The sequence below is a fragment of the Myroides albus genome (assembly GCF_024722315.1).
GTDB classification, from domain to species: Bacteria; Bacteroidota; Bacteroidia; order Flavobacteriales; family Flavobacteriaceae; genus Flavobacterium; species Flavobacterium album_A.
The window spans coordinates 743,605-764,121 of sequence record NZ_CP102754.1; the positions used below are offsets into that span (position 1 = coordinate 743,605).

Genomic DNA, 20,517 nt, shown 5'->3' on the forward strand with positions numbered 1-20,517 from the left:
AAGTACTTCAACGGTCTGTAAATATACAGACCGTTTTTATTTATTCATACATTTACAGCTTTCAATCAAAAAGAACTATGTCAAAACACTTAGCACGTATAGCCGTAACTGCTTTATTCTTTATATTTGGAGGGATTTCAGCCTCATGGGCTTCGCGTATTCCTACGATAAAAGAAGCTTTTGGAGTAAATGATTCCGCTTGGGGTTTTGTACTTCTCTATATATCAATAGGAACCTTAATCACACTTCCTATTGCAGGTAAAATAATAGAGAAACTGGGGAGCAAGAAAGCAACTCTTATCTTTTTATTAACCTATCTTGTATTATTAGTTGGTATTGGCTATTGGGAAGTGCTGTGGCAATTGAAGCTAAATTTAGTACTATTCGGAGCCATTAGTAATATCACGAATATTTCTATTAATACACAGGCAATCAAAGTTTCTAAATTATACAAAGGACAAATCATTGGCTCTCTACACGGAACATGGAGCATTGGAGGTTTTGCTGCCTCGTGGATAGGTGCAGAAATGATCAGTAGTTATGTCCCTCCTATCGAACACTTTATTTATTATTCTACAGTAGGTATTGTCATCTCCCTTCTATTGTTCAAATACTTAATACCTGAGGATACAAACCCACAAAGTGACAGTCCTATAAAAGAAGAAAAAAAAGGATTCCGATTGCCTGATAGAAACTTAATTATGCTTGGCTTATTAGCCTTCTTTGCAATGGTAGCAGAAGGAATGATGACTGACTGGTCCAGTGAATATATGAAACACGTCACTCATGCCCCTATTGAACTTATTGGATATGGCCTAACAGCTTATATGTTTGCAATGGCAAGTGGACGCTTTATTTCTGACTTTACAGTGAGAAAATATGGCGAACAGAGAACATTACTTATCTGTGGTGTTTTACTCTTTATTGGATTAGGAGCCTCTGTAATGTTTCCAAGTGTATATACGACAATTATTTCTTTTATGATAGTTGGACTGGGGGTATCTGCTGTAGTACCGATGTGTTATAACTTAGCAGGTCACACCAAATCTATGCCACCTCAACAAGCATTGACTTTGATTACCAGTATTGGTTTTATCGGTTTCTTTTTAGGCCCTCCTGTAATAGGCTTTATTGCACAACACTCGTCATTAAAGACTGCATTTGCTATCGTAGCTTTCTTTGGATTAGCGATCTCACTATTGAGTAGATTCATCACGATTCATCAAAAAGATTAGTAAAATAGCCTATCTATTCCAATTGCGGTAGATAGTAAAGGCAGCAATCAATACGATTAGAAAGACAGAAAACCACCTCGGGAAATGAATGTAATTTCTTATTCTCTTATTCTTCAAAACAAAAGTTTCAACAAAAGCAATATACAATATTGCGATCAAAGGAATATAAATGTAAATCAATTGATTAAAGTGAAATGCCTCAAGCAAATGCCCTTGTAATATGGAATGAAGGGCACGCTGTCCTCCACAACCAGGGCACAACCATCCAGATGTATCGTAAATATAACAGCCTACGCCTTCATTGTTATCGGTACCAAAATATTGTAAATAATAATAAAGTACAACAAGTGGCAAACTGTAAAACACAAAGCGTAGGCCGATTTTTATCATGGTAGCTAATCTAATTTGAAGATTGTTTCATTTCAAGTAAAAAATTACTCCAACCTCCTATTTCTGCGATATAAGAAGTGAAGATAAAGATGTTCAATCCCACCAAAAGTAGTGTGATAATGAACAATACTATAATGTTTTTGCACAATCTTTTGACCTGTTTATTATTTCCCTTTTGTAAAAAAGCATTTGCTCTTTTAAAACTAAATAAAGCAATTACTCCTAAGAGAATACCTATAAACCACAAAGAAAAAAAACCTAAAAAGACATTAACTCTTGCTAATACCTTATACTTTCTAAGCTTGTTATTTCTATGCTCCATTCCCGTACTTTTTTAACTTATACATTATTAACCGTAATCATACTTCCATTTTCTTCATCTTTCACTACTGATAAAGAAATAGGCATGCGTTCTTGTAATTCATCAACGTGAGAAATAATACCCACAATGCGATTCTCCTTGTGCAAATTACTTAAAGTCTCAAAGACAACATTTACAGATTCTGTGTCTTGCGTTCCAAATCCCTCATCTATAAAGAAAAAGTTTTTATTTGACTTAGACAAACTTTGAACACTTTCAGCCAAAGCTAAAGCTAAGGACAAAGACACTTGGAAACTCTGTCCTCCTGAAAGGGTTTTTACACTTCTCGATTTACCTTCGTTCAAGTAATCAATAATCTCAAAATCGTTATTCTCATTCAACTGTAAGCTCAACTGATTATTAGTTAACCTGTGAAAACGATGATTTGCCATATCGCATAAATTCTTCAAATAAATCGAAGATACATAATTAACAAAACCTGCTCCATCGAACATATTCTTTAGTACAGTGATGTTCTTTAACCTCTTTTCTAAACCATCGTACTCTACCAATAGTTTAGCTTTAGTATTAAGGTCCAGCTTAATTCGCTCAATTTCCCCTTTTAATTTTGCAGCAACCTCAGTAGCCTCTTTTAGCTCAAGTTCAAGTTTAGCTACTAAAACCTCTTGCTTTTCAAATCGCTCTTTGTCAAAAGAAACCTTGGCTAACTTTTCTTCTAAGTTTAAAACTTGACTACGCACTACAGCTAATTTAGTTTCGAACTCGTGAATGAAATTGCGTTGCTCACTAATATCAATTGCAATATTCAATACTTGTTTAACTTCCTCTATTGATTCAATTGCGTGTGTGTTAAGCAAAGTAGCAATATGGTCCTGTAATACTTTATTTGCACTTTCTAACTCTTTTGACTCCTCCTCCGCACTTTTGCACTTTGTTTGCAAAGCTGTAAGTTGTGAAGATAGCTCTTGAAATCTCGCTGTTACTTTCGTGTGTTCGGCTTCAATCCACTTAATTTTTTGCTCGCGCTGTTGCGCTTCTTGTTCAATCAAGCTATCAGCTAAAGTCAAATACGAATTTAGATTTAGGCGTATAATTTGTGTGCTTTTTGAGTGGATTTCACTTTGCACTTTTGTATGTGTCAACTCATAGGTTCTAAAATCACTTGTTGCCTTTTCTACTGAAAGTCTATTCTGTTCTACTTCATTTCTCAATTGCTTACAATGTGACTCCAATAATTCAATTTGTTTCTGAACTTCACTAGCCTTTTGCTTTAACTGAACTAATTGATTAGTATCTCCTAAGGAAACATAATTTCCCCATTGATATTGCAGGGTATGCTGTTGCAACTCGTGTTGTAAAGACGAGTACTTTTGCCCAACTTCACTTTTCTGATTTCCATAGAAACTGTATTGCTCAAACAAACCTCTTGCTTTGCTTTCATATCCTACTAATCGCTTTTGCTTATCCTTGATATCTTTGAGCTTAGACTCTCTATCTTCAATTGTCTTAGCTACATCCTGACCTTGTAATAGATTGGGATGAGATAGAGAACCGCACAAAGGACAAGGTGTACCTTGCTGTAAGTCATTGGCAAACTGCGTAAGTTGATGAGAGACTGCTAAATGTCTTATTTCTTCCTCTAAAACCTCTTGCTTGTTGTTAAATAAACTGTGAAACTCAGCTATTTCATTTTTCCAATTAGAAGGGTTTTTCAATCGAAGACCTTTAATCTGTGATTCAATTTTTCCTATTTCAGCATTTGCTTTATCTAAACTCTCTTTATAATCAAAAATAGTTTTGTTTAAATAATCAAATTGTTTGAACCAAGTATCAATAGATAAAAGCAAATTCGTATCTAATCGACTCTGTTTTACAGCATTTAACTCTTGCTCCTTTTGTGACAAGAGTTGTTGACTTTCTACCAACTTGTCCCCTGCTGTTTTAACAAGCTGATTACTTGACGTCATCCCCTGCTCTATATCATTTTGCTGTACAAACAACTTCTTTATATCTCTAATCAAACCAAACTCATAGAACTCGGCTTTCTTTTGCTCTAAAGTAGCATATTCAAGCTGAATACTCTTTAGAGTACTCTCTACTTGTACAAACTCTTTTGACACTTCTTCAACCTCCTTGCTAAACTGAGCGTACAAATTCTGTTTACTTTGCCATTGAGATTGTATTGCATCAGCTTCTTTAAGTGGAATACGAAATACCTTATCTAAATTTTCGTAGCGAATAAGCTCTTGCTTCTTATCGTTAATAGCAGGAACATCTGCTTCTAATTTACTTACATCTTCCCTGCGAAGAACAAGAGTATCAAAATCATCTTTAACTGCTTTCAATTGCTGAAAGACCGTATTCTCATGCTTAAAATGCTCCGTTAACTGCTCTTGTAAAGCTTCACTCTTGCTATATTCACTTTCTTTAATATCCAGTAATTCCTGATTAATTAAACTATAACTCTGAAGCTGACCTTGTAGTTGATCAAAATTCTGCTTGGTTTCGGCAAGAATACCCTTAACTTTAAATGATAAGTCAAATTTATCCAAACCAAATATTTGCTGCATCATCTTTGTACGAGCAGTACCTCCAAGTTCAAGAAACTCCTTGAATTGTCCTTGAGGAATAATGATTGTACGCTTAAAATTCTCATAACTAAGGCCTATTACACCTTCTATGTTTAGATCAGGCAACGGAACCCATTCCCCCTCTTTCCATTGATATAAGATAGCTTCTCCGCGTTTTACATCATCAAATCGCTTGCTATTCCTTTTGAACTCTCTGTAAATTCTATACTTCTCATCTTTGAAATTAAAGAACTCAAAGTCAATTAACGAACGATTAGATTTTAAGTTCATCATATTATAAGCGCGATTATCTTTCGCATTCAATCGTTCACTCTCTCCATATAATCCGAAAGATATAGCTTCTAATATAGAAGATTTACCAGAGCCCACTCTACCAAAAATCCCAAATAGTCCAGCTTCAATTAAACTTGTAAAGTCAATAGTCTGTTTCTCTTGATAAGAGTATAATCCCTCAATCGTCAACTTTATAGGTATCATACACTCACTAATTTAAAATTTCTTTAAACAAATCCATAATCTCTTCATTAGGTTCTTGCCCCTGGTATTTTTGTTTAAAATAGTCTTTAAACAAATCGCTCATATCTTGTTCTAAATTCACCTGCTTAAAATTCGCCTCTGTTTGTCCTTTCTCTAATTTAACCTGTGGAATAATAGAGATAATCCCATCATGAGCCTGATAAATTCGCTTTAAGTCATCTGCTTTTAAAAAAGTATCACTTACTAAAGTTAACTCTACCAATTGGTTTGGATTAGCCATTAACCAAAAGACAGCCTCGTCTACATTATCAAACTTCATGCGAACCAATGACCTCCCTTTTTGCAAAGGAACTTGCTTATATGAGATTGGTTTATCAGCTTCTGCTTCTACAATTATCACATATTTTTGCTGCCCAGCTTCACTAAAGCTATAAGCTAAAGGACTACCTGAATAAACAACAGGACGTTCTTCTTGACCAATCTGATGTGCTCGATGTAAATGTCCTAAAGCAGTATACTGTATTTGTTCGGGAATAATATCGCTGTAAATCATATCTGCATTCCCAATTTTTAATGGTTTTTCTCCATCAGGTTCTTCCAAAACTTCTCCATTTCTATTTAGCATATATAGATGTGAGATTAATAGATTCACTCCTTTTGTTTTGCAGTACTTATTAGCTAAATCACTCCAACTGCTTTTTAGTATCTCATTTAATGCAGTTGATTTGTCTTCGATATCTAATGCTTTTCTAAGTCTTACTTCATTGGCATATGGGGTGTGAAATATTCTAATAGGTTGTTTAAAAGTGGCTAACCTTATTTCAAAGAATCCCGGTGCAGTCTTACTGATTTTGAATTGATTCTCAATCTCGTACTTTGAAATTTCCGCATTAGGCAAACCAATAAAAATAATACCACACTCACGTGCCAAAGGATCTGGAGCGTCTATTCGCTCCGGACTGTCGTGATTACCTGCAATAGCAATGACCGGTCTTTCTCCATCTTTTGCCAATCGCTTGAGTGTTCTGTAAAATAGATCGACAGCTTCAATCGGTGGGTTAAATGTATCAAACAAATCACCTGCTATTAAAACTAAATCGACTTTTTCTCTATCTGCTATTTTACAAATTTCCTCTAAAACCTCTCTTTGTTCTTCCACCCGACTATAGCTATCGAGTTTCTTTCCAAGATGCCAATCCGCAGTATGTAGAATCTTTAATGCCATTGTTTACTCTTTTATTCTGAATCCAAAGATACTAACAATATCAAGGTTTCTCTTGCATTTAATAGACAGATTAAGCCTTTTGAAAAGTTAAAAAAACTCCTATCTGAAAAGAGAAATCCCTTCATAGTAAATATCATTTACCCTTTGTGGTGTTCAAATATCCTCAATATCAAGTTATTCATTTACCTTTTACAGCTGGAAGTAATTATATACAAATTCGCGATGAGTTACTTGCAAATTTTGATTCTTGAAAAGGGCTAAGATTTATTCCTATTTGAGATTGACTTAGGGTAAACAGTTATTCAAATTTAAAGTACACGACTACACCTTCATGTTGATTACATTCAATTTTAGCAAACACTTTCCAAAAAACAAACAGATCAGACTTAAAAATCTATAAAACAACTATTTACATAACAATTTCTTAATATTAGATTTCATTTATTTTCTTAAATTTAAGTACCTAATCATTCATACTATGTTATGTTCTAATCTACCTTGGGTATTCTCGAAAAAGCTTTATTCGGACCCCATACTATTCAATATAGATCTTGAAACATCTATAAAAGACGATACAACAAGTATAAATATGTATTCACTACTAACTAAGGCAGTGATAAATCACGCTGAAGTAATCATACAATACCAAGCTTGGTTATCAAGTATTGATGAACTACACGAATGCGAAGACTTATTAGATGGTGAAGATATCATAGAAGATGACCCAGACGATGAAGACGGTAGCTATCTTGTCGAAATCCAAGCAACACTAACTGCGGATAATCAGCACTCTTTTTCATTATTTGAGTTACTGTACAAGATTCACAATTTACTGCAGAACAAAGACCTTGATAACCTTAATACACTTGATTCAATTTCATTAGCCGAAAAAGGAGAAGTACCAATATATTACTTGAATTTCAAATAAAATTTGACCTCCTTTAGTTCAACAAGAAGATTTGCGATTCGATTCTAAAGGAACTTTTATTAGAATTGTTAATAAATCTGTGCATATCTATTTGAAGACTTTCATTTAAATGGAGATAAATGGGTATATATTTGTTAACGGAAAGATACAACACATCTTAACCGTATTTGTATAATCTTTATGTAAAACAATAAATGGCTTAATTCTGTCAAAAACCATCAATTGTAAAAGTGCTAGATAAATTTTAGATTATACGAAAGACACTTACTTTAAAAAGCCATTCATTAGTCGTGAATGGCTTTTTATATTTTCGGTCTTACAAGAACTCGATAACTTATGTACAGGAGACTTCAAAAAAAAACGAGGCTGTCTAAAAAGCCTAAAAAACAAAACCCCGTCTAAAAAAGGCGGGGTTTTTTCATTGTTTGTCCTCAAAAATAATTATCTTCAAGGTGCAACCAAACAATAAGAAAGACAAATATAATGTTCAAATCTGAAAGTTTAAAATCGCCGAGTCTATTTCCTGAAGATATTTTTTCTAAAATTCCTCTAGACCATCCTGTTCGTCTTATCAATGCTGTTGTTGATGAGTTAGATATTAGTTCTATTTTAAGTCAATACAAAGGAGGAGGGACCACCAGTTATCATCCCCGTATGATGATAAAAGTCTTATTCTACGCCTATTTCAATAATATTTATTCATCGCGTAAGATTGAACGGGCTTTGACGGAGAACATTTATTTTATGTGGTTATCTGGTAATAGCTTGCCTGATCATCGCACGATTAATTATTTTCGCGCTAAGCGATTGAAAGGTCAAATCCATCAGCTTTTTGCAGATGTGGTTCGTCTGTTACAAGAATTACAATATGTTAGTTTACAAGTTCAATATATTGATGGAACAAAAATTGAATCTAGCTCTAACCGATACACCTTTGTATGGCGTGGTTCAGTGGAGAAAAACAAGGCTAAATTAGAAACAAAAATTCAAGATGTTCTCACAGAAATAGAGGGTCAAATCAAACAGGATCAAAGTGAACTCGCAAAAGAACACTGTTCCAAAAATATTGATAGTTTAGAGCTTAAAGAAAAAGTGACTCAGTTAAATAAACATAGGGCAGACCTACCCAAACCTACAGCTAAACAGCTCAAACAGTTAGAAGACGAGCATTTACCTCGCTTGCAAAAATACGAACAACAACTAGAAACTTTAGGTACTCGAAATAGTTATAGTAAAACAGATCCAGATGCTACTTTTATGCGAATGAAAGAAGATCACATGAAAAACGGGCAACTTAAACCTGCCTACAATACTCAAATAAGTACTGAAAATCAATTTATTACACATTATACTATTGCACAAAAATCAACTGACACCACTACCTTAATCAATCATCTAGAGACTTTTGAACAAACCTATGCACAACAAAGTAAAGAAGTTGTAGCAGATGCTGGGTATGGTAGCGAAGAGAATTATCTGTATTTACTTGAAAGAGAAATAACGCCCTATGTGAAATTTAATTATTTTCATATGGAACAGAAAAGAGCTTGGAAGAACAACCCTTTTCTACAACACAATCTTTACTACAATAAATTGTTTGATTACATCTTATGTCCAAATGGAGAAAAGCTACCTAATATTGGAAGTAGTACTAAATACACCACCACTGGTTTTGCGTCAAAAATACATCTGTATCAAGCTTCTAACTGCTTGAAATGCTCGTTAAAAGAGCTATGTAATAAAGCAGCAGAAAACAGAACAGTCTCTATGAATCATAGATTGGTTCAAATAAAACAACATATTAGAGAATTACTCAACTCTGAACGCGGTAAATATCATAGAAGTAAAAGACCTGTAGAAGTAGAAGCTGTTTTTGGACAACTAAAAAGCAACAACAAATTTACTAGGTTTACTCTAAGAGGATTAGAAATGGTCGAAATTGAATTTGGACTGATGGCTCTTGCACATAATTTAAGAAAACTTACTAAGAATAGAGAAAAATCGACTTTAAACAACAATTTTCATCCTAAAAAATCGACTGATAAACGAAAAATGACAAATTATAAGTCTAAAACTCGTTTTAATTGCAAGAACTTTTAATCTAAGAGAAAAGTAACGTTTTATATAATACAAAAGAGGGTGACCTTTTGGGACACCCTCGTTCAATTGTTATTTTAAGATCCTTAAATCTCACAGCCATCAGGTCCACAAGCACCTGCTCCATTATCACCTTTCATTTCAAAACCAGGTTGGCTCTCTTGATAAGCTTGAGTTAATGCCTCTACAAAAGCCTCTACTGGTTGTGCTCCAGAGATTCCATACTTTCTATCAAGTACAAAAAATGGTACACCAGAAATTCCCAAAGTTTGAGCTTCAACTATATCCGCTTTCACCTCATCCGATTGTTCATCAGTTAATAAAAAAGCTCTCACAGCTGTAGCATCCAAACCAATTTGCTCCCCTAAGCTAACTAATTCATCTACATTACCTACGTTTTTACCTGCTGTAAAGTGAGCATAAAACAATGCCTCTTCTGCTTCATTCCCTTTGCCCTGTTCTTGTGCAAAATGAATAAATCGATGAGCTCTAAAAGTGTTTACGGGAATTGACTTGTCTTGATTAAATACAATACCTACACTTTCTCCTGCTTGTTTTAAATGATTTAGCATACCTTCAACTTGCTCCATTGGCATACCTTTGCGTTGTACTAAGTATTCCTTTGTAGAAATATCAGCACCTTCTGCTGGTAAAGTAGGGTCTAATTGAAAACTCTTCCATTCTACTGTTATCTTATCTTTAAAAGGCAATGCTGCTAATGCACTTTCAAAGTGCTTTTTCCCAACATAGCAAAACGGACACATAACATCCGACCATATCTCTACTTTCATATTTTTCATTTTAAAAAATTATAGACAAAAATGTCTATTCTCAAAAATACAGCTTTAATCTGTGTTTCACTTCCTTTTTAACATTACATAAAATATATACCCTGGTAACCTCAGCACCTTACTAAAAATAAAACACACATTTTAGTATTTAGATGACTACTGCTATTATCACTTTAAAATTGCTCTTAGATATTTTACAAAACAATTATCACCTCAATATCTCTTATAAATTATTAAGCGAAAGAAACTATACAAGCCAAGTCAAAATAAACAATACAAGCAAGCTATAGTTTAGAGGGTACTAATAGTGGAGAAGCTAATAAATAAGACATTATGCAGTATTTAACTATTGTAACCAACCGCTATAAAAACTCCTACTTATAGCGACAACAACAAACTATGTTACTTAATAGAAATGTTATGTAGATTGAAATAAACTTTATCTAAATGCAAAAAGAGCGGTTGTTAAATGATACAACCGCTCTTTTCACTATTCTATTCTACCCAAGTATCTCGTCCTGCGATGATACCTGAAATAATCAGTGTTATAGACATCGCTAACAGAAAACCTAACGAGGTAGTCCAAGATTGTGTCATGTCGTAAAACGCTCCAAACAATGGTGGTCCTACTGCTGCTATCATATAACCAAACGATTGTGCCATTCCTGAAAGATCAGCAGCTTGTACTGCATTTTTGGTTCTCAACACAAAGAAGAGCATTGATAAACTAAATGCCAATCCACTTGCTGCACCTATTAATATACACCACAGTAATAAATACTCTGTCTTAAAAACGACAACACCTAAAATCCCTATAGTAAACAATATCCCTGATAAAGCAGCTAAGAACTTTTGGTTGTTCATTTTACTGGCAATAATAGCTCCGATAAACGTCATTGGCAACTGGGCGAATTGTACATAAGATAAAATCCAACCTGATTCAACCTCCGATACTCCCCAAGTCTGCACAACCTTTGGCAACCAAGCTGCTAAACAGTAAAACAAAAGCGATTGTACACCCATAAAAACAGTTACAGCCCAAGCTAATCCTGATTTATATAAATTCACTTTATTTTCATCAATTGCAAAATTCCCTTTAACAGGATCAATTCGTTTTTTCTTTACTTGAGGAATCCAAATGACAATTGTCGTAATACTCAATACCACCCATATACCGATAGAACCTCTCCATCCTAACTCCGTAAAATGTCCTAAACTAATACTAAAACCAGCAGCTAAAGCAGCAGTTAAATTCATCGCAACAGAGTAAATCCCCATCATTGTTCCTACCTTAGTTGGAAAATTATTCTTAATATATGCAGGCATTAAAACATTCCCTACTGTAATAGCCGTTCCCACTAAAGCTGCTCCAATAAATAAACTCGCAATACTTCCCAAAGGTCGAATAATCAACCCTATTGTCAATATAATTAATGAAAGCAACAGAATAACTTCCATTCCATACTTTCGTGAAAAACGCGGTACAATCCCAGATAGAAAAGCAAAAGCCATTAAGGGAATCGTTGTAATCAAACCTGCTGTTGTATTAGACAACTCAAGTGCCTTTGTAATCTCTGCTATTACTGGTCCAACAGATGTAAGTGGAGCTCTCAAATTCGAAGCGACAAAGATGATCCCCAAAAACATTAGTAGTTTCTTTAATTTAGAAACTTGTTCTATATCTTTTTCCATGGTTGTTTGTTTTAAAAAATTACCTATTGTTATTTAAGAGTACAAAGGTAAGTTCAGATAAATGATTATATTCGCCATATATCATAACTAAAACGACAAGTATGAGTAAACCGCAATTAGTCGATGAAGTAAAAAAGCCTGCTTTTTCATGGCATGCAGAATACTGGAAACACAATAATGAGTTTCATCATCACAAGAAAGCTCAGTTAGTTTATGTTGAATCAGGGTATCAATATCTACACGTGGAATCGTGCCAATTTTTATTACCACAAAACCACGTAGCTTATATTCCTTCGAATGTGCCTCATAAAACAACACATGCATCAGAACACGTTTCTTTGCGTACTTTGTATTTTGACGTTGAGGACTTGCCAAACTTCTATGAGGAATTATACCTGTTTGCAATTCCTACCGTTCTTAGGGAAATGATAATGTACACCGAAAAATGGTCAATGAATATGAATTATGACGAAAGTGAACAGACGTTTTTAAGAGCGATACTGTTAGAACTTCCCTCGTTTGTCAAGAATGCTGTTCCCCTTATTACACCAGTTCCCCGAACAAAAGTATTATTAGATGCAACAGCTTATATTCACCAACATTATCAATCAACCATACCGATAGACGAATTAGCTGCTATATGCTTTATGAGTATTCGAACATTAGAGCGGCAGTTTAAAAAGGAAACAGGGATTAGCATTGCAAAATATATACAGATGGTACGCATCATCAAGTCAATCGAACTACTCAGTGAAGGACAATATAGTATCAGTGAAATCGCCATACTCGTAGGCTATAACAGTGCGCAGTCTTACAGCAATGTCTTTACTAAACTATTGGGCCAACGACCTACTGATTTTATAAATCAAACAAAGTAATCATAAAAAAAAGCCAACCTCTATTGGAGGTTGGCTTTACATATTGTAAAAAAATAACTATTAATTATTTTCAGGTAAGAAACTATATTCTTTAGCGTAGTACAACATTTGATCTGCAAATGATTCTGGTTGTTCGATTTTATAATCAACTACCTCACCTTTATCATTCTTAACAGGAACAATATACGGATTAACGAATCCTCTGTAAGGAGCCGAATCAAATTTTGCATTGCGTTCTAAAACTTCTTTGTGAATAGCTTGATCTACTTTCACACCATAGTTTTCTACTAATGCTTTTGCTGCATTAAAATCTCCTTCCGATTTAATACGCTGTGTCTCTTTTAATAATTGTCCAAATAGATCGTGTAATTTCTCATAATCTGTAATATTAAAGTACGTCTTACCGTCTTTAACTACTTTTTCAATCACATTGTCTTTTTGTCCTTTTTCAAAGACCCAAGCACTCACCCATTGACGATTTCTCATATGTGCTTCTTCAATATCAGCACCTGGTTCTAAACGCACTAATTGCATCATTAATCCATTTCGAATATATCCATCATAAGCTGCTTTTCCTACTGCTTTCCAATCATCCACTAATCCCAACTCTTGTAATTTAGGATTATATAAATAGAACAATCCTACTAAGTCTGCACGACCTTCTTCTAAGGTAGAAGCATAGCTCTTCAGTGTTACCTGTGGTTGTCCTACTCCATCGTTAATTTGTCCTGAAGCGTGTCCAATTACTTCGTGTAAGGCTGTATGTAACTTATCTGCTAATTCACCGTACTTTTCTTCTAAGTCAAATTCCTCTTGATCGTGAACAAACTCTTTTAAACGATCAGATCCACCAGCGTGATTATAAGAATCAATAATATTTCCCAATGAAATAGATTTAGATCCATGTTCTGCTCTAATCCAGTCAGCATTCGGTAGATTCACACCGATAGGTGTACTCGGTGAAGCATCACCTGATTCGGATGCTACAATAACTGTTTTATAAGTTACTCCTACCACACTTTTCTTTTTGTGCTCATCCATTAATGGAGAATTATCCTCAAACCACTGCGCTTCGTGAGAAAGTACTTCCATTTTCTTTGACATATCAAAGTCCTTAATTTGAACAACACTTTCATAAGAACCTTTATGTCCCAATGGGTCATTATAAACCTCAATAAAGCCATTGTTGTAATCAATATTACCTTCTGTCGCTTGAACCCATGCTACATTGTAATCATCCCATGATTTTAAATCTCCCGTTTGGTAAAATTTAATTAACAAAGCGATTGCATCAGCTTGCTTTTGATTCTCTGCAACTGTTATCGCTTTCTCAAGCCAATAGATGATTTGATCGATAGCAGGACCATACATTCCTCCACTTTTCCAAACCTTTTCAACTAACTTTCCATTTTCTTTTACTAGTTTAGAATTTAATCCATTCGATAATGGTCGATTAGGATCTGGACTTTTCATATTTGCATAAAAAGTTTCGGCTTCTTCATCAGTAATTCCCTCTCCATAAAAATTAATAGCTGATCCAGTAACTAAACCTTTCTTTGAATCAAGATTAACCTTTTTACTATCCACATCATTAAACAAGATTTCAGCAACTGCATTGTCTAATGTTGTATTTGTTTCTTTTAGCAACGTGTCAAAATATGCCTTATCAAAAGCTGGTTTTATTTTGTCATTTGAATAATGATGGTGTATTCCATTTGAAAACCAAACTCTCTTTAAATAAGTAACAAAGTTTTTCCAATCTTCTGATTCTTTGTCTCCTTTATAGTTCACATAAATATTCTCAAGTGCTTTGCGAATTTTTAAGTTATGCTTGTAGTTTTGGTCCCACATAATATCGCGACCTACATAACCAGCTTGGCTTAGATAATAAACTAATTCTTTTTCCTTTAGAGTTAAGTCTTCCCATCCAGGAATTTGGTATCTCAATACTTCAATGTCAGCAAATTTGTCAACACTGTATTTAAATTCAGCTACTTCCGTTGTGTCTTGAGATTCCTTTTTATCTTTTGTTTCTCCACAAGAAAGTAACATAGTTGAAGCTAATACCATACAAGCTACTGTGTTTAATTTCATAATGTGTTATTTATTCGTGTAGCAACAAATATATAAAATTCTATACGTAACATCTATAATTATGTCCACACATAATTACGAACTACAAAATTTTAAACTCATTTATTTAAATAATTATCTGTAAAATGTTTCTCAGAATTAGGATTACTAAATTTTTCTTGGTTGTAATCTGTTGATTTATTCTTAGGAATACTTAAAGATTGCCAATCTTTATTCTTTATCATCTTTCCGATAAAAACTATTTGCCCAATGTGATAAGGGTAATGGGCTAATTGACGATATAGTACTTCCCCTACCGTGTGATCTTGGTTTCTAATTTTAATTATAGTCTCGATATTATGCTCATCAATGCTGTCTATCGTAGCAAACAATACATTCCACGCTTTATCCCAATTAGAAATCAACTCATGTCTATCGTAAAAGCCTTCCGCAAACTCCTCGTCGCGCTTTCTCCATTCCTTTTCTCCGTCTTCTGTAAAGAAATTAGTAAATCTCGAAAGTAAATTACCCGTAATATGACGCATCAGTACAGCTACCGTATTACTTTCCTCATTTACTTTCCAGTTTAACTCCTCCTGAGATAATAGTAAAACAGTTTTATCTGCTAACATGCGATAATATTCAAACTGCTTGCGTATTCCCTTTATTTCGTCTAATGTCATAACTATTAATATTTTCTATTCTAAAGCCTAAAAATAAAAAAACGCTTTATAAAAAAGCGTTTCCTTGTTTTATTTCTTTTTCACCAATGGGTGATTCAGTCCCTTTACATTATTGTTGATTACTTCGTAGGTCTTTAAGTGCTTGAACATCTCTGTCAAATTTCTAAAGCCATAATCACGAGCATCGAAACTTGGATTTAGCTTTCTCAAGTTTTGCCCTACAGTTGCAATATAAGCCTCAACCTCCTCATCAACGGACATATCAAAAGCGCGATCAATCAACTTGTACTCTTTTTTTGTCAAAGTTTTATTGTCATCTTCATCAGACTGAGCACTTTTCTTATTACTCCCATTATCTCCTTTCACCGTACTTTCTTTTGGCATAAGTGTTTCGCAATAAGTAAAGATCTCACACGATTGAACAAAGGCATTAGGTGTTTTCTTTTCTCCTACTCCCATCACGAAAATACCTTCCTCTCGAATGCGTTTAGCTAATCCAGTGTAGTCGCTATCACTTGACACTATACAGAAGCCATCAACAGCCTTATCATGTAAGATATCCATCGCATCAATAATCAAAGAGCTATCCGTAGAATTTTTCCCTGAAGTATAATTGAACTTCTGCATAGGTGAAAAAGACAAATCATTGAGCAAATCTTTCCAGCTATTCATCTGCGGTGTTGTCCAATCTCCGTATATACGCCTAATTGTAACTTTTCCGTATTTTGATACTTCTTCTAATATTTTATCTAACAATTTTGCTTGTGCATTATCGCCATCAACCAATATTGCAATATTATTATTGTGTTTTTCCATTTTCCTAACTTTAATAAATCCTAAATTACGACTTTTTACGTCTTTCTAATTCTTCTGATATGATAATTTAAACTTAAAAAATCTAAAATGTGAAATTTGAATGAATCTACTTCTCCTTCGTTATCCACTTTCCTTCTTTAGGTGCTTCATATTTCTCCATTCTATCCAACAAATCCTCAATTTGATCAGAAACAATAAGCATTTCTTTATTGATTTGCTTTAAAAAGCCTTTCTCAACCATCTTATCTATCATTAGCAATAAAGGATCATAGAAATGATCTGTATTGAGTATTGCTACAGGTTTCTTGTGAAGTCCTAACTGCGCCCACGTTATCATTTCAAACAATTCCTCTAATGTCCCATATCCGCCAGGTAGAGCAATCACTCCATGAGATAACTCATTTAACTTAGCCTTGCGATCATGCATTGACTCAACTAAAAACAACTCTGTCAACGCCTTGTGTTCTATCTCAACATTTTTCAAAAAATAAGGTAATACCCCTATAACTTCACCTCCATGGTCCAAACAACCGTCGGCCACAGCTCCCATTAATCCAACATTAGCCCCACCGTATACTAATCCAATAGTCTTAGAAGCTAAAGCCTTTCCTAAATTATACGCCTCACGCTTAAAGTTTTCATCAAATCCACTACTCGATCCACAAAATACAGTATATCTCATTTTTTTTAATTTTTCAAATACATTAAATTAACTGATTATCAATCAATTACAATTAAGAATTATTATATATAAACAATTTTGAATTTTATTCTGTAACAAAAAGTCAAAATAGGTGTCTATTAAACAAAGACCTAAAGTAAAAAAATAAACTCAACTCAAATTAGAATAACTTATGAAATTTAAACTTAGTGCTATTTTCTTCTTGATTGCTATCTACACTGGTTTATCTCAAAATGGGAAAATTACAGGAACGATAATAGATAAAGATTTGCAATCTGCAGTACCTTATGCTACAATTGCTATTAAAAATGGAGAGCAGATAATCACAGGAGCTATGTCAAACGACCAAGGTAACTTTGAATTATCTGTTCCACAAAACAAATACACATTAGAAGTTCAATTCATTGGCTATCAAACATTCCAAAAAGACATCGTTCTGTCTGAATCTATCTTAAACTTAGGTACAATATTCCTTCAACCTGAAGCGACAACTTTAGAAGGAGTTAATATCATTGCTGAACAGTCAACAATAGAGCAAAAAATAGACAGAAAAGTAATTAATGTTGGAAAAGATTTAACCACAGCAGGAGCTACTGCTGGAGAGATAATGAATAATATCCCTTCTGTCAATGTCGATAAAGATGGTAAAATCTCACTTAGAGGTAATGAGAATGTGCGAATTCTAATCGATGGTCGTCCGACAAATATGTCTTCTGAGCAAGTTTTAAAACAAATCCCTTCTACCTCTATCAAAAGCATTGAATTAATTACCAATCCAAGTGCTAAATACAATCCTGAAGGTATGTCTGGTATCATCAATATTGTCTTACACAAAAATACAATGGATGGTTTTAATGGATCAATTGATACAGGAGCTACTTTCTCTCACTATGCTAAAAACTCAAACTCAATTAACCTAAACTATAGACAAGGAAAACTTAACTTCTATGGCAATGGTAGTTATTCGTACGGACAATACAAAAATGATGGAGATATGATGCGTACTGATATACAATCACCAACGGAGATTCGCATGAAGTCTATCAATAAAAACTACTTATACAAAGTAGGGATGGATTATTATATTGATGACAACAACACTTTGTCATTCTATACTAACCAAAGTACAAACAACAACACAATGGATATGGCTAATGCTACTACATATCCTAATAATTTATTTGAAGATATATTTCAAAACACGAAATATGACGGAGAAAATAAATATAGTGCCTATAACTTAGCTTACAAACACTTGTTTGAGAAAAAAGGACATACTTTAGATATTGAAGGAAACTTCAGTAGAAACAAATCTACCAATGATGGAGATTATGATACAACAATTGGAAAGAACCCAAACCAATTGTACAGAGATGGAAGCGAAAATAAAAGTAACCTTACTACGATTAATATCGACTACGTTAATCCATTAAATGATCACACTAAACTTGAATTAGGAGCTGAAGCGAGATTATCAAGAGCAGACAATGCATTTGACTCTAATAATCCAATGACTTCTTCGGATACTCATCAAATAAACAATAAATACGATCAAGACATTTTCTCTGCCTATGTAACCTTCGGCCAAACCTATGGAAAATTCAACTACCAATTAGGAACCCGATTAGAAAGTTATAAAGTTGAATCAACTTTAAATGGCAAAACCAATTTCAAAGATGACTACCTTACTTTATATCCATCTGTTTACATAGGGTATACAATGACAGACAATGATATGTTCAACCTGAGTTATAGTAGACGAGTAGATAGACCTGGTATTTCACAAACAAACCCTGTGAGACAATTCTCAACTCCATTAATGACAATGGTAGGTAATCCAGAATTAAAACCTCAATTCACTAATTCAGTGGAACTTAACTACACAAGAATGTTTACTAACAAAAGCAGTGTAACAGCAGGTGTATACTACAGAAAAATCAATAAAGAAATTAATCAGGTTATTTATGATGACCCAGAAAATGACAACCCAAATGCGCTATTAATGACTTTTGATAACTATAAATCAAATGATGCTTATGGTTTTGAACTTTCTGCAAACCTTATCCTTACACCTTGGTGGGATATGCAACCGGCAATTGATTTTTCAAGTATCAAACAAAGTGGTTTTGTTTCTAAGTTAAATACGACTACAAATCAAATGGACTTCATCGAGCGCAACATTACTGCCAATTCATTTAATGCGCGTTTGAATAGTAATTTTAAAGCAACTAAAAACTTGAGATTTAACTTATTTGGTTTCTATAGAGGTCCTTTAGACGGATTGACGATGAACTCTAAAGAGATGTATAAGATTGATGCTGGTGTGAGATATTCTCTACTTCAAAATAAATTAAGTATCAGTGCAAGATTCAACGATATCTTTAATACCATGAAGTTCAAATATGATTCACAGTATCCTTACCCTTCTAATGGTCAATTTACATGGGAAAGTAGATCTCTTTACATAGGACTAAACTATACGTTTGGAGGAGGAAAAGGGCGTGCATTACAACGAAAATACAGAGATGCAAATACAAAGCAAAGTGGTGGAACTGGAGGAGGTCTATTCTAATCCGATTGTATCACAACATATTTCAATTATTACTTAAAAAAAAGCTGTTATTCAATGTGAATAACAGCTTTTTGATTTTGTATACTTCTGCTTTTTACTTCTTAACAAATGCTACAATTTTTTGCAAGGCAAAATTTCTTGCAGCTTCACTTGATAATACTAAATCGTGTACGCCTCCTTCGACAATAACTTCTTCGACGTTATCGCTAAGTTTACAACCTATTTTGGTCATATCTTTTACATTGAGTACAACATCTGAGCAATTTGTAATATCCGTTTGTCTGTATGCGTTACCAGATTTATCACTTCTCATTAACAAGATAGGCAAATCTCCTAAATTGGGGTCTTCTTTAATTAAAGATTGCGCATGTTGTACAGCTAATATCCATGCATAAAAAGCAGGAAAAGGCTTGATCGGTTTTAAGTCAAGACTATACTTCCACTCACCGTTATAATTTCGATGTAAAGACTCCCCATAGATTGGAGGTAAGCTTTCCATACAAGCATATGCATCCTTAGAAGACTTGCTCTTAGCAACAGTTGTTATAAAGGGTTTAACATAAAAAGGTAAATTGAAATCTAAAAATGGAGAGTTTAAGACAATCCCCTTTATCCGATTTCTCAGTAAACCAAATTTTGCGTAATAAGAAACTAATAATCCTCCTGTGCTATGTCCCATCATATATATTTCAGTATTGCTATTTTGCTTCGTGATAAACTCAATAGCATAGTTCAAATCAGGGAAATACTCACGCATAGATTGACAATAATTAGGATGCTGATGAGATAATAGTGATCGACCACATTTACGCAAATCAACTGCAAAGAAATTAATCTCCTCTGCATTGATATAACGCATCATATGGTACTGAAAGAAATAATCACTAAAGCCGTGAATATACAAAACGACCTTCTTATTTTCCTTTTTGTTTGCCCGTGATTCGATCAAAGTAGTAATCACTTTACCCTCATAGTCATTCTCGAAGGGATGTTGGTGTGTTATATATTCTTTATATGTTAAATGTAAATTCATATACTATTACTTAAATACTAAGTTTATTTAAA

General features: G+C 33.9%; 16 protein-coding genes. 5 read left to right on the forward strand and 11 right to left on the reverse strand.

Annotated elements, in window-relative coordinates; all coding sequences use genetic code 11:
• Positions 1–77 precede the first annotated feature (77 nt).
• Entirely contained in the window at positions 78–1,235 is a 1,158-nt protein-coding gene (locus NWE55_RS03380) for an MFS transporter (protein WP_155093016.1), read from the forward strand.
• A 9-nt stretch (positions 1,236–1,244) separates the two neighbouring features.
• Here NWE55_RS03380 and NWE55_RS03385 read toward each other — a convergent pair whose 3' ends face one another.
• The 4 genes from NWE55_RS03385 to NWE55_RS03400 are packed head-to-tail and all read right to left on the reverse strand — an operon-like array spanning position 1,245 to position 6,240.
• Entirely contained in the window at positions 1,245–1,625 is a 381-nt protein-coding gene (locus NWE55_RS03385) for a DUF2752 domain-containing protein (RefSeq protein ID WP_155093015.1), read from the reverse strand.
• A gap of 10 nt (positions 1,626–1,635) precedes the next feature.
• Entirely contained in the window at positions 1,636–1,947 is a 312-nt protein-coding gene (locus NWE55_RS03390; protein WP_155093014.1) for a hypothetical protein, read from the reverse strand.
• Positions 1,948–1,964: 17 nt separating this feature from the next.
• Complete coding sequence (locus tag NWE55_RS03395) at positions 1,965–5,015, reverse strand: SbcC/MukB-like Walker B domain-containing protein (protein WP_258204609.1); 3,051 nt, start codon at positions 5,013–5,015, stop codon at positions 1,965–1,967.
• Between the two features lie 7 nt (positions 5,016–5,022).
• The gene (locus NWE55_RS03400) at positions 5,023–6,240 is read right to left on the reverse strand and encodes a metallophosphoesterase family protein (RefSeq protein WP_155093012.1); all 1,218 of its coding nucleotides are present in this window, start codon (positions 6,238–6,240) and stop codon (positions 5,023–5,025) included.
• Between the two features lie 478 nt (positions 6,241–6,718).
• Here NWE55_RS03400 and NWE55_RS03405 point away from each other — a divergent pair, with 478 nt between their 5' ends.
• Positions 6,719–7,168, forward strand: coding sequence for a hypothetical protein (locus tag NWE55_RS03405; protein ID WP_258204610.1), 450 nt, complete (start codon positions 6,719–6,721; stop codon positions 7,166–7,168).
• A gap of 483 nt (positions 7,169–7,651) precedes the next feature.
• The gene (locus tag NWE55_RS03410; RefSeq protein ID WP_258204611.1) at positions 7,652–9,268 is read left to right on the forward strand and encodes an IS1182 family transposase; all 1,617 of its coding nucleotides are present in this window, start codon (positions 7,652–7,654) and stop codon (positions 9,266–9,268) included.
• 83 nt (positions 9,269–9,351) lie between these two features.
• On the opposite strand, the gene NWE55_RS03415 is transcribed toward NWE55_RS03410, so the two are convergent.
• Positions 9,352–10,056: a DsbA family oxidoreductase gene (locus NWE55_RS03415; protein WP_155092369.1), complete on the reverse strand. Its 705-nt coding sequence runs from the start codon at positions 10,054–10,056 to the stop codon at positions 9,352–9,354.
• A gap of 495 nt (positions 10,057–10,551) precedes the next feature.
• On the reverse strand, positions 10,552–11,748 hold the full coding sequence (locus tag NWE55_RS03420; protein WP_155092370.1) for a CynX/NimT family MFS transporter: 1,197 nt from the start codon (positions 11,746–11,748) through the stop codon (positions 10,552–10,554).
• A gap of 101 nt (positions 11,749–11,849) precedes the next feature.
• Between NWE55_RS03420 and NWE55_RS03425 the strand changes: the two genes are divergently transcribed.
• Entirely contained in the window at positions 11,850–12,626 is a 777-nt protein-coding gene (locus NWE55_RS03425) for an AraC family transcriptional regulator (RefSeq protein WP_155092371.1), read from the forward strand.
• Positions 12,627–12,686: 60 nt separating this feature from the next.
• Here the strand turns inward: NWE55_RS03425 and NWE55_RS03430 are convergent, their stop codons facing one another.
• The 4 genes from NWE55_RS03430 to NWE55_RS03445 all read right to left on the reverse strand — a co-directional run bounded on the left by NWE55_RS03430 (position 12,687) and on the right by NWE55_RS03445 (position 16,880).
• Positions 12,687–14,720, reverse strand: coding sequence for a dipeptidyl-peptidase 3 family protein (locus tag NWE55_RS03430; protein WP_155092372.1), 2,034 nt, complete (start codon positions 14,718–14,720; stop codon positions 12,687–12,689).
• Positions 14,721–14,818: 98 nt separating this feature from the next.
• Positions 14,819–15,382 carry a DUF1572 family protein gene (locus tag NWE55_RS03435; protein ID WP_258204612.1) on the reverse strand — a complete coding sequence of 188 codons (564 nt, stop codon included), beginning with the start codon at positions 15,380–15,382 and terminating at the stop codon, positions 14,819–14,821.
• A gap of 69 nt (positions 15,383–15,451) precedes the next feature.
• Positions 15,452–16,198: an NYN domain-containing protein gene (locus NWE55_RS03440; protein ID WP_155092374.1), complete on the reverse strand. Its 747-nt coding sequence runs from the start codon at positions 16,196–16,198 to the stop codon at positions 15,452–15,454.
• Between the two features lie 106 nt (positions 16,199–16,304).
• The gene (locus NWE55_RS03445) at positions 16,305–16,880 is read right to left on the reverse strand and encodes an LOG family protein (RefSeq protein WP_155092375.1); all 576 of its coding nucleotides are present in this window, start codon (positions 16,878–16,880) and stop codon (positions 16,305–16,307) included.
• A 172-nt stretch (positions 16,881–17,052) separates the two neighbouring features.
• Here NWE55_RS03445 and NWE55_RS03450 point away from each other — a divergent pair, with 172 nt between their 5' ends.
• Positions 17,053–19,452, forward strand: a complete 2,400-nt coding sequence (locus tag NWE55_RS03450; protein ID WP_155092376.1) for a TonB-dependent receptor — start codon at positions 17,053–17,055, stop codon at positions 19,450–19,452.
• Between the two features lie 94 nt (positions 19,453–19,546).
• Here NWE55_RS03450 and NWE55_RS03455 read toward each other — a convergent pair whose 3' ends face one another.
• Positions 19,547–20,485 (reverse strand): alpha/beta hydrolase, encoded by a 939-nt coding sequence (locus tag NWE55_RS03455; RefSeq protein ID WP_155092377.1) that lies wholly within the window; start codon positions 20,483–20,485, stop codon positions 19,547–19,549.
• Between the last annotated feature and the right edge of the window lie 32 nt (positions 20,486–20,517).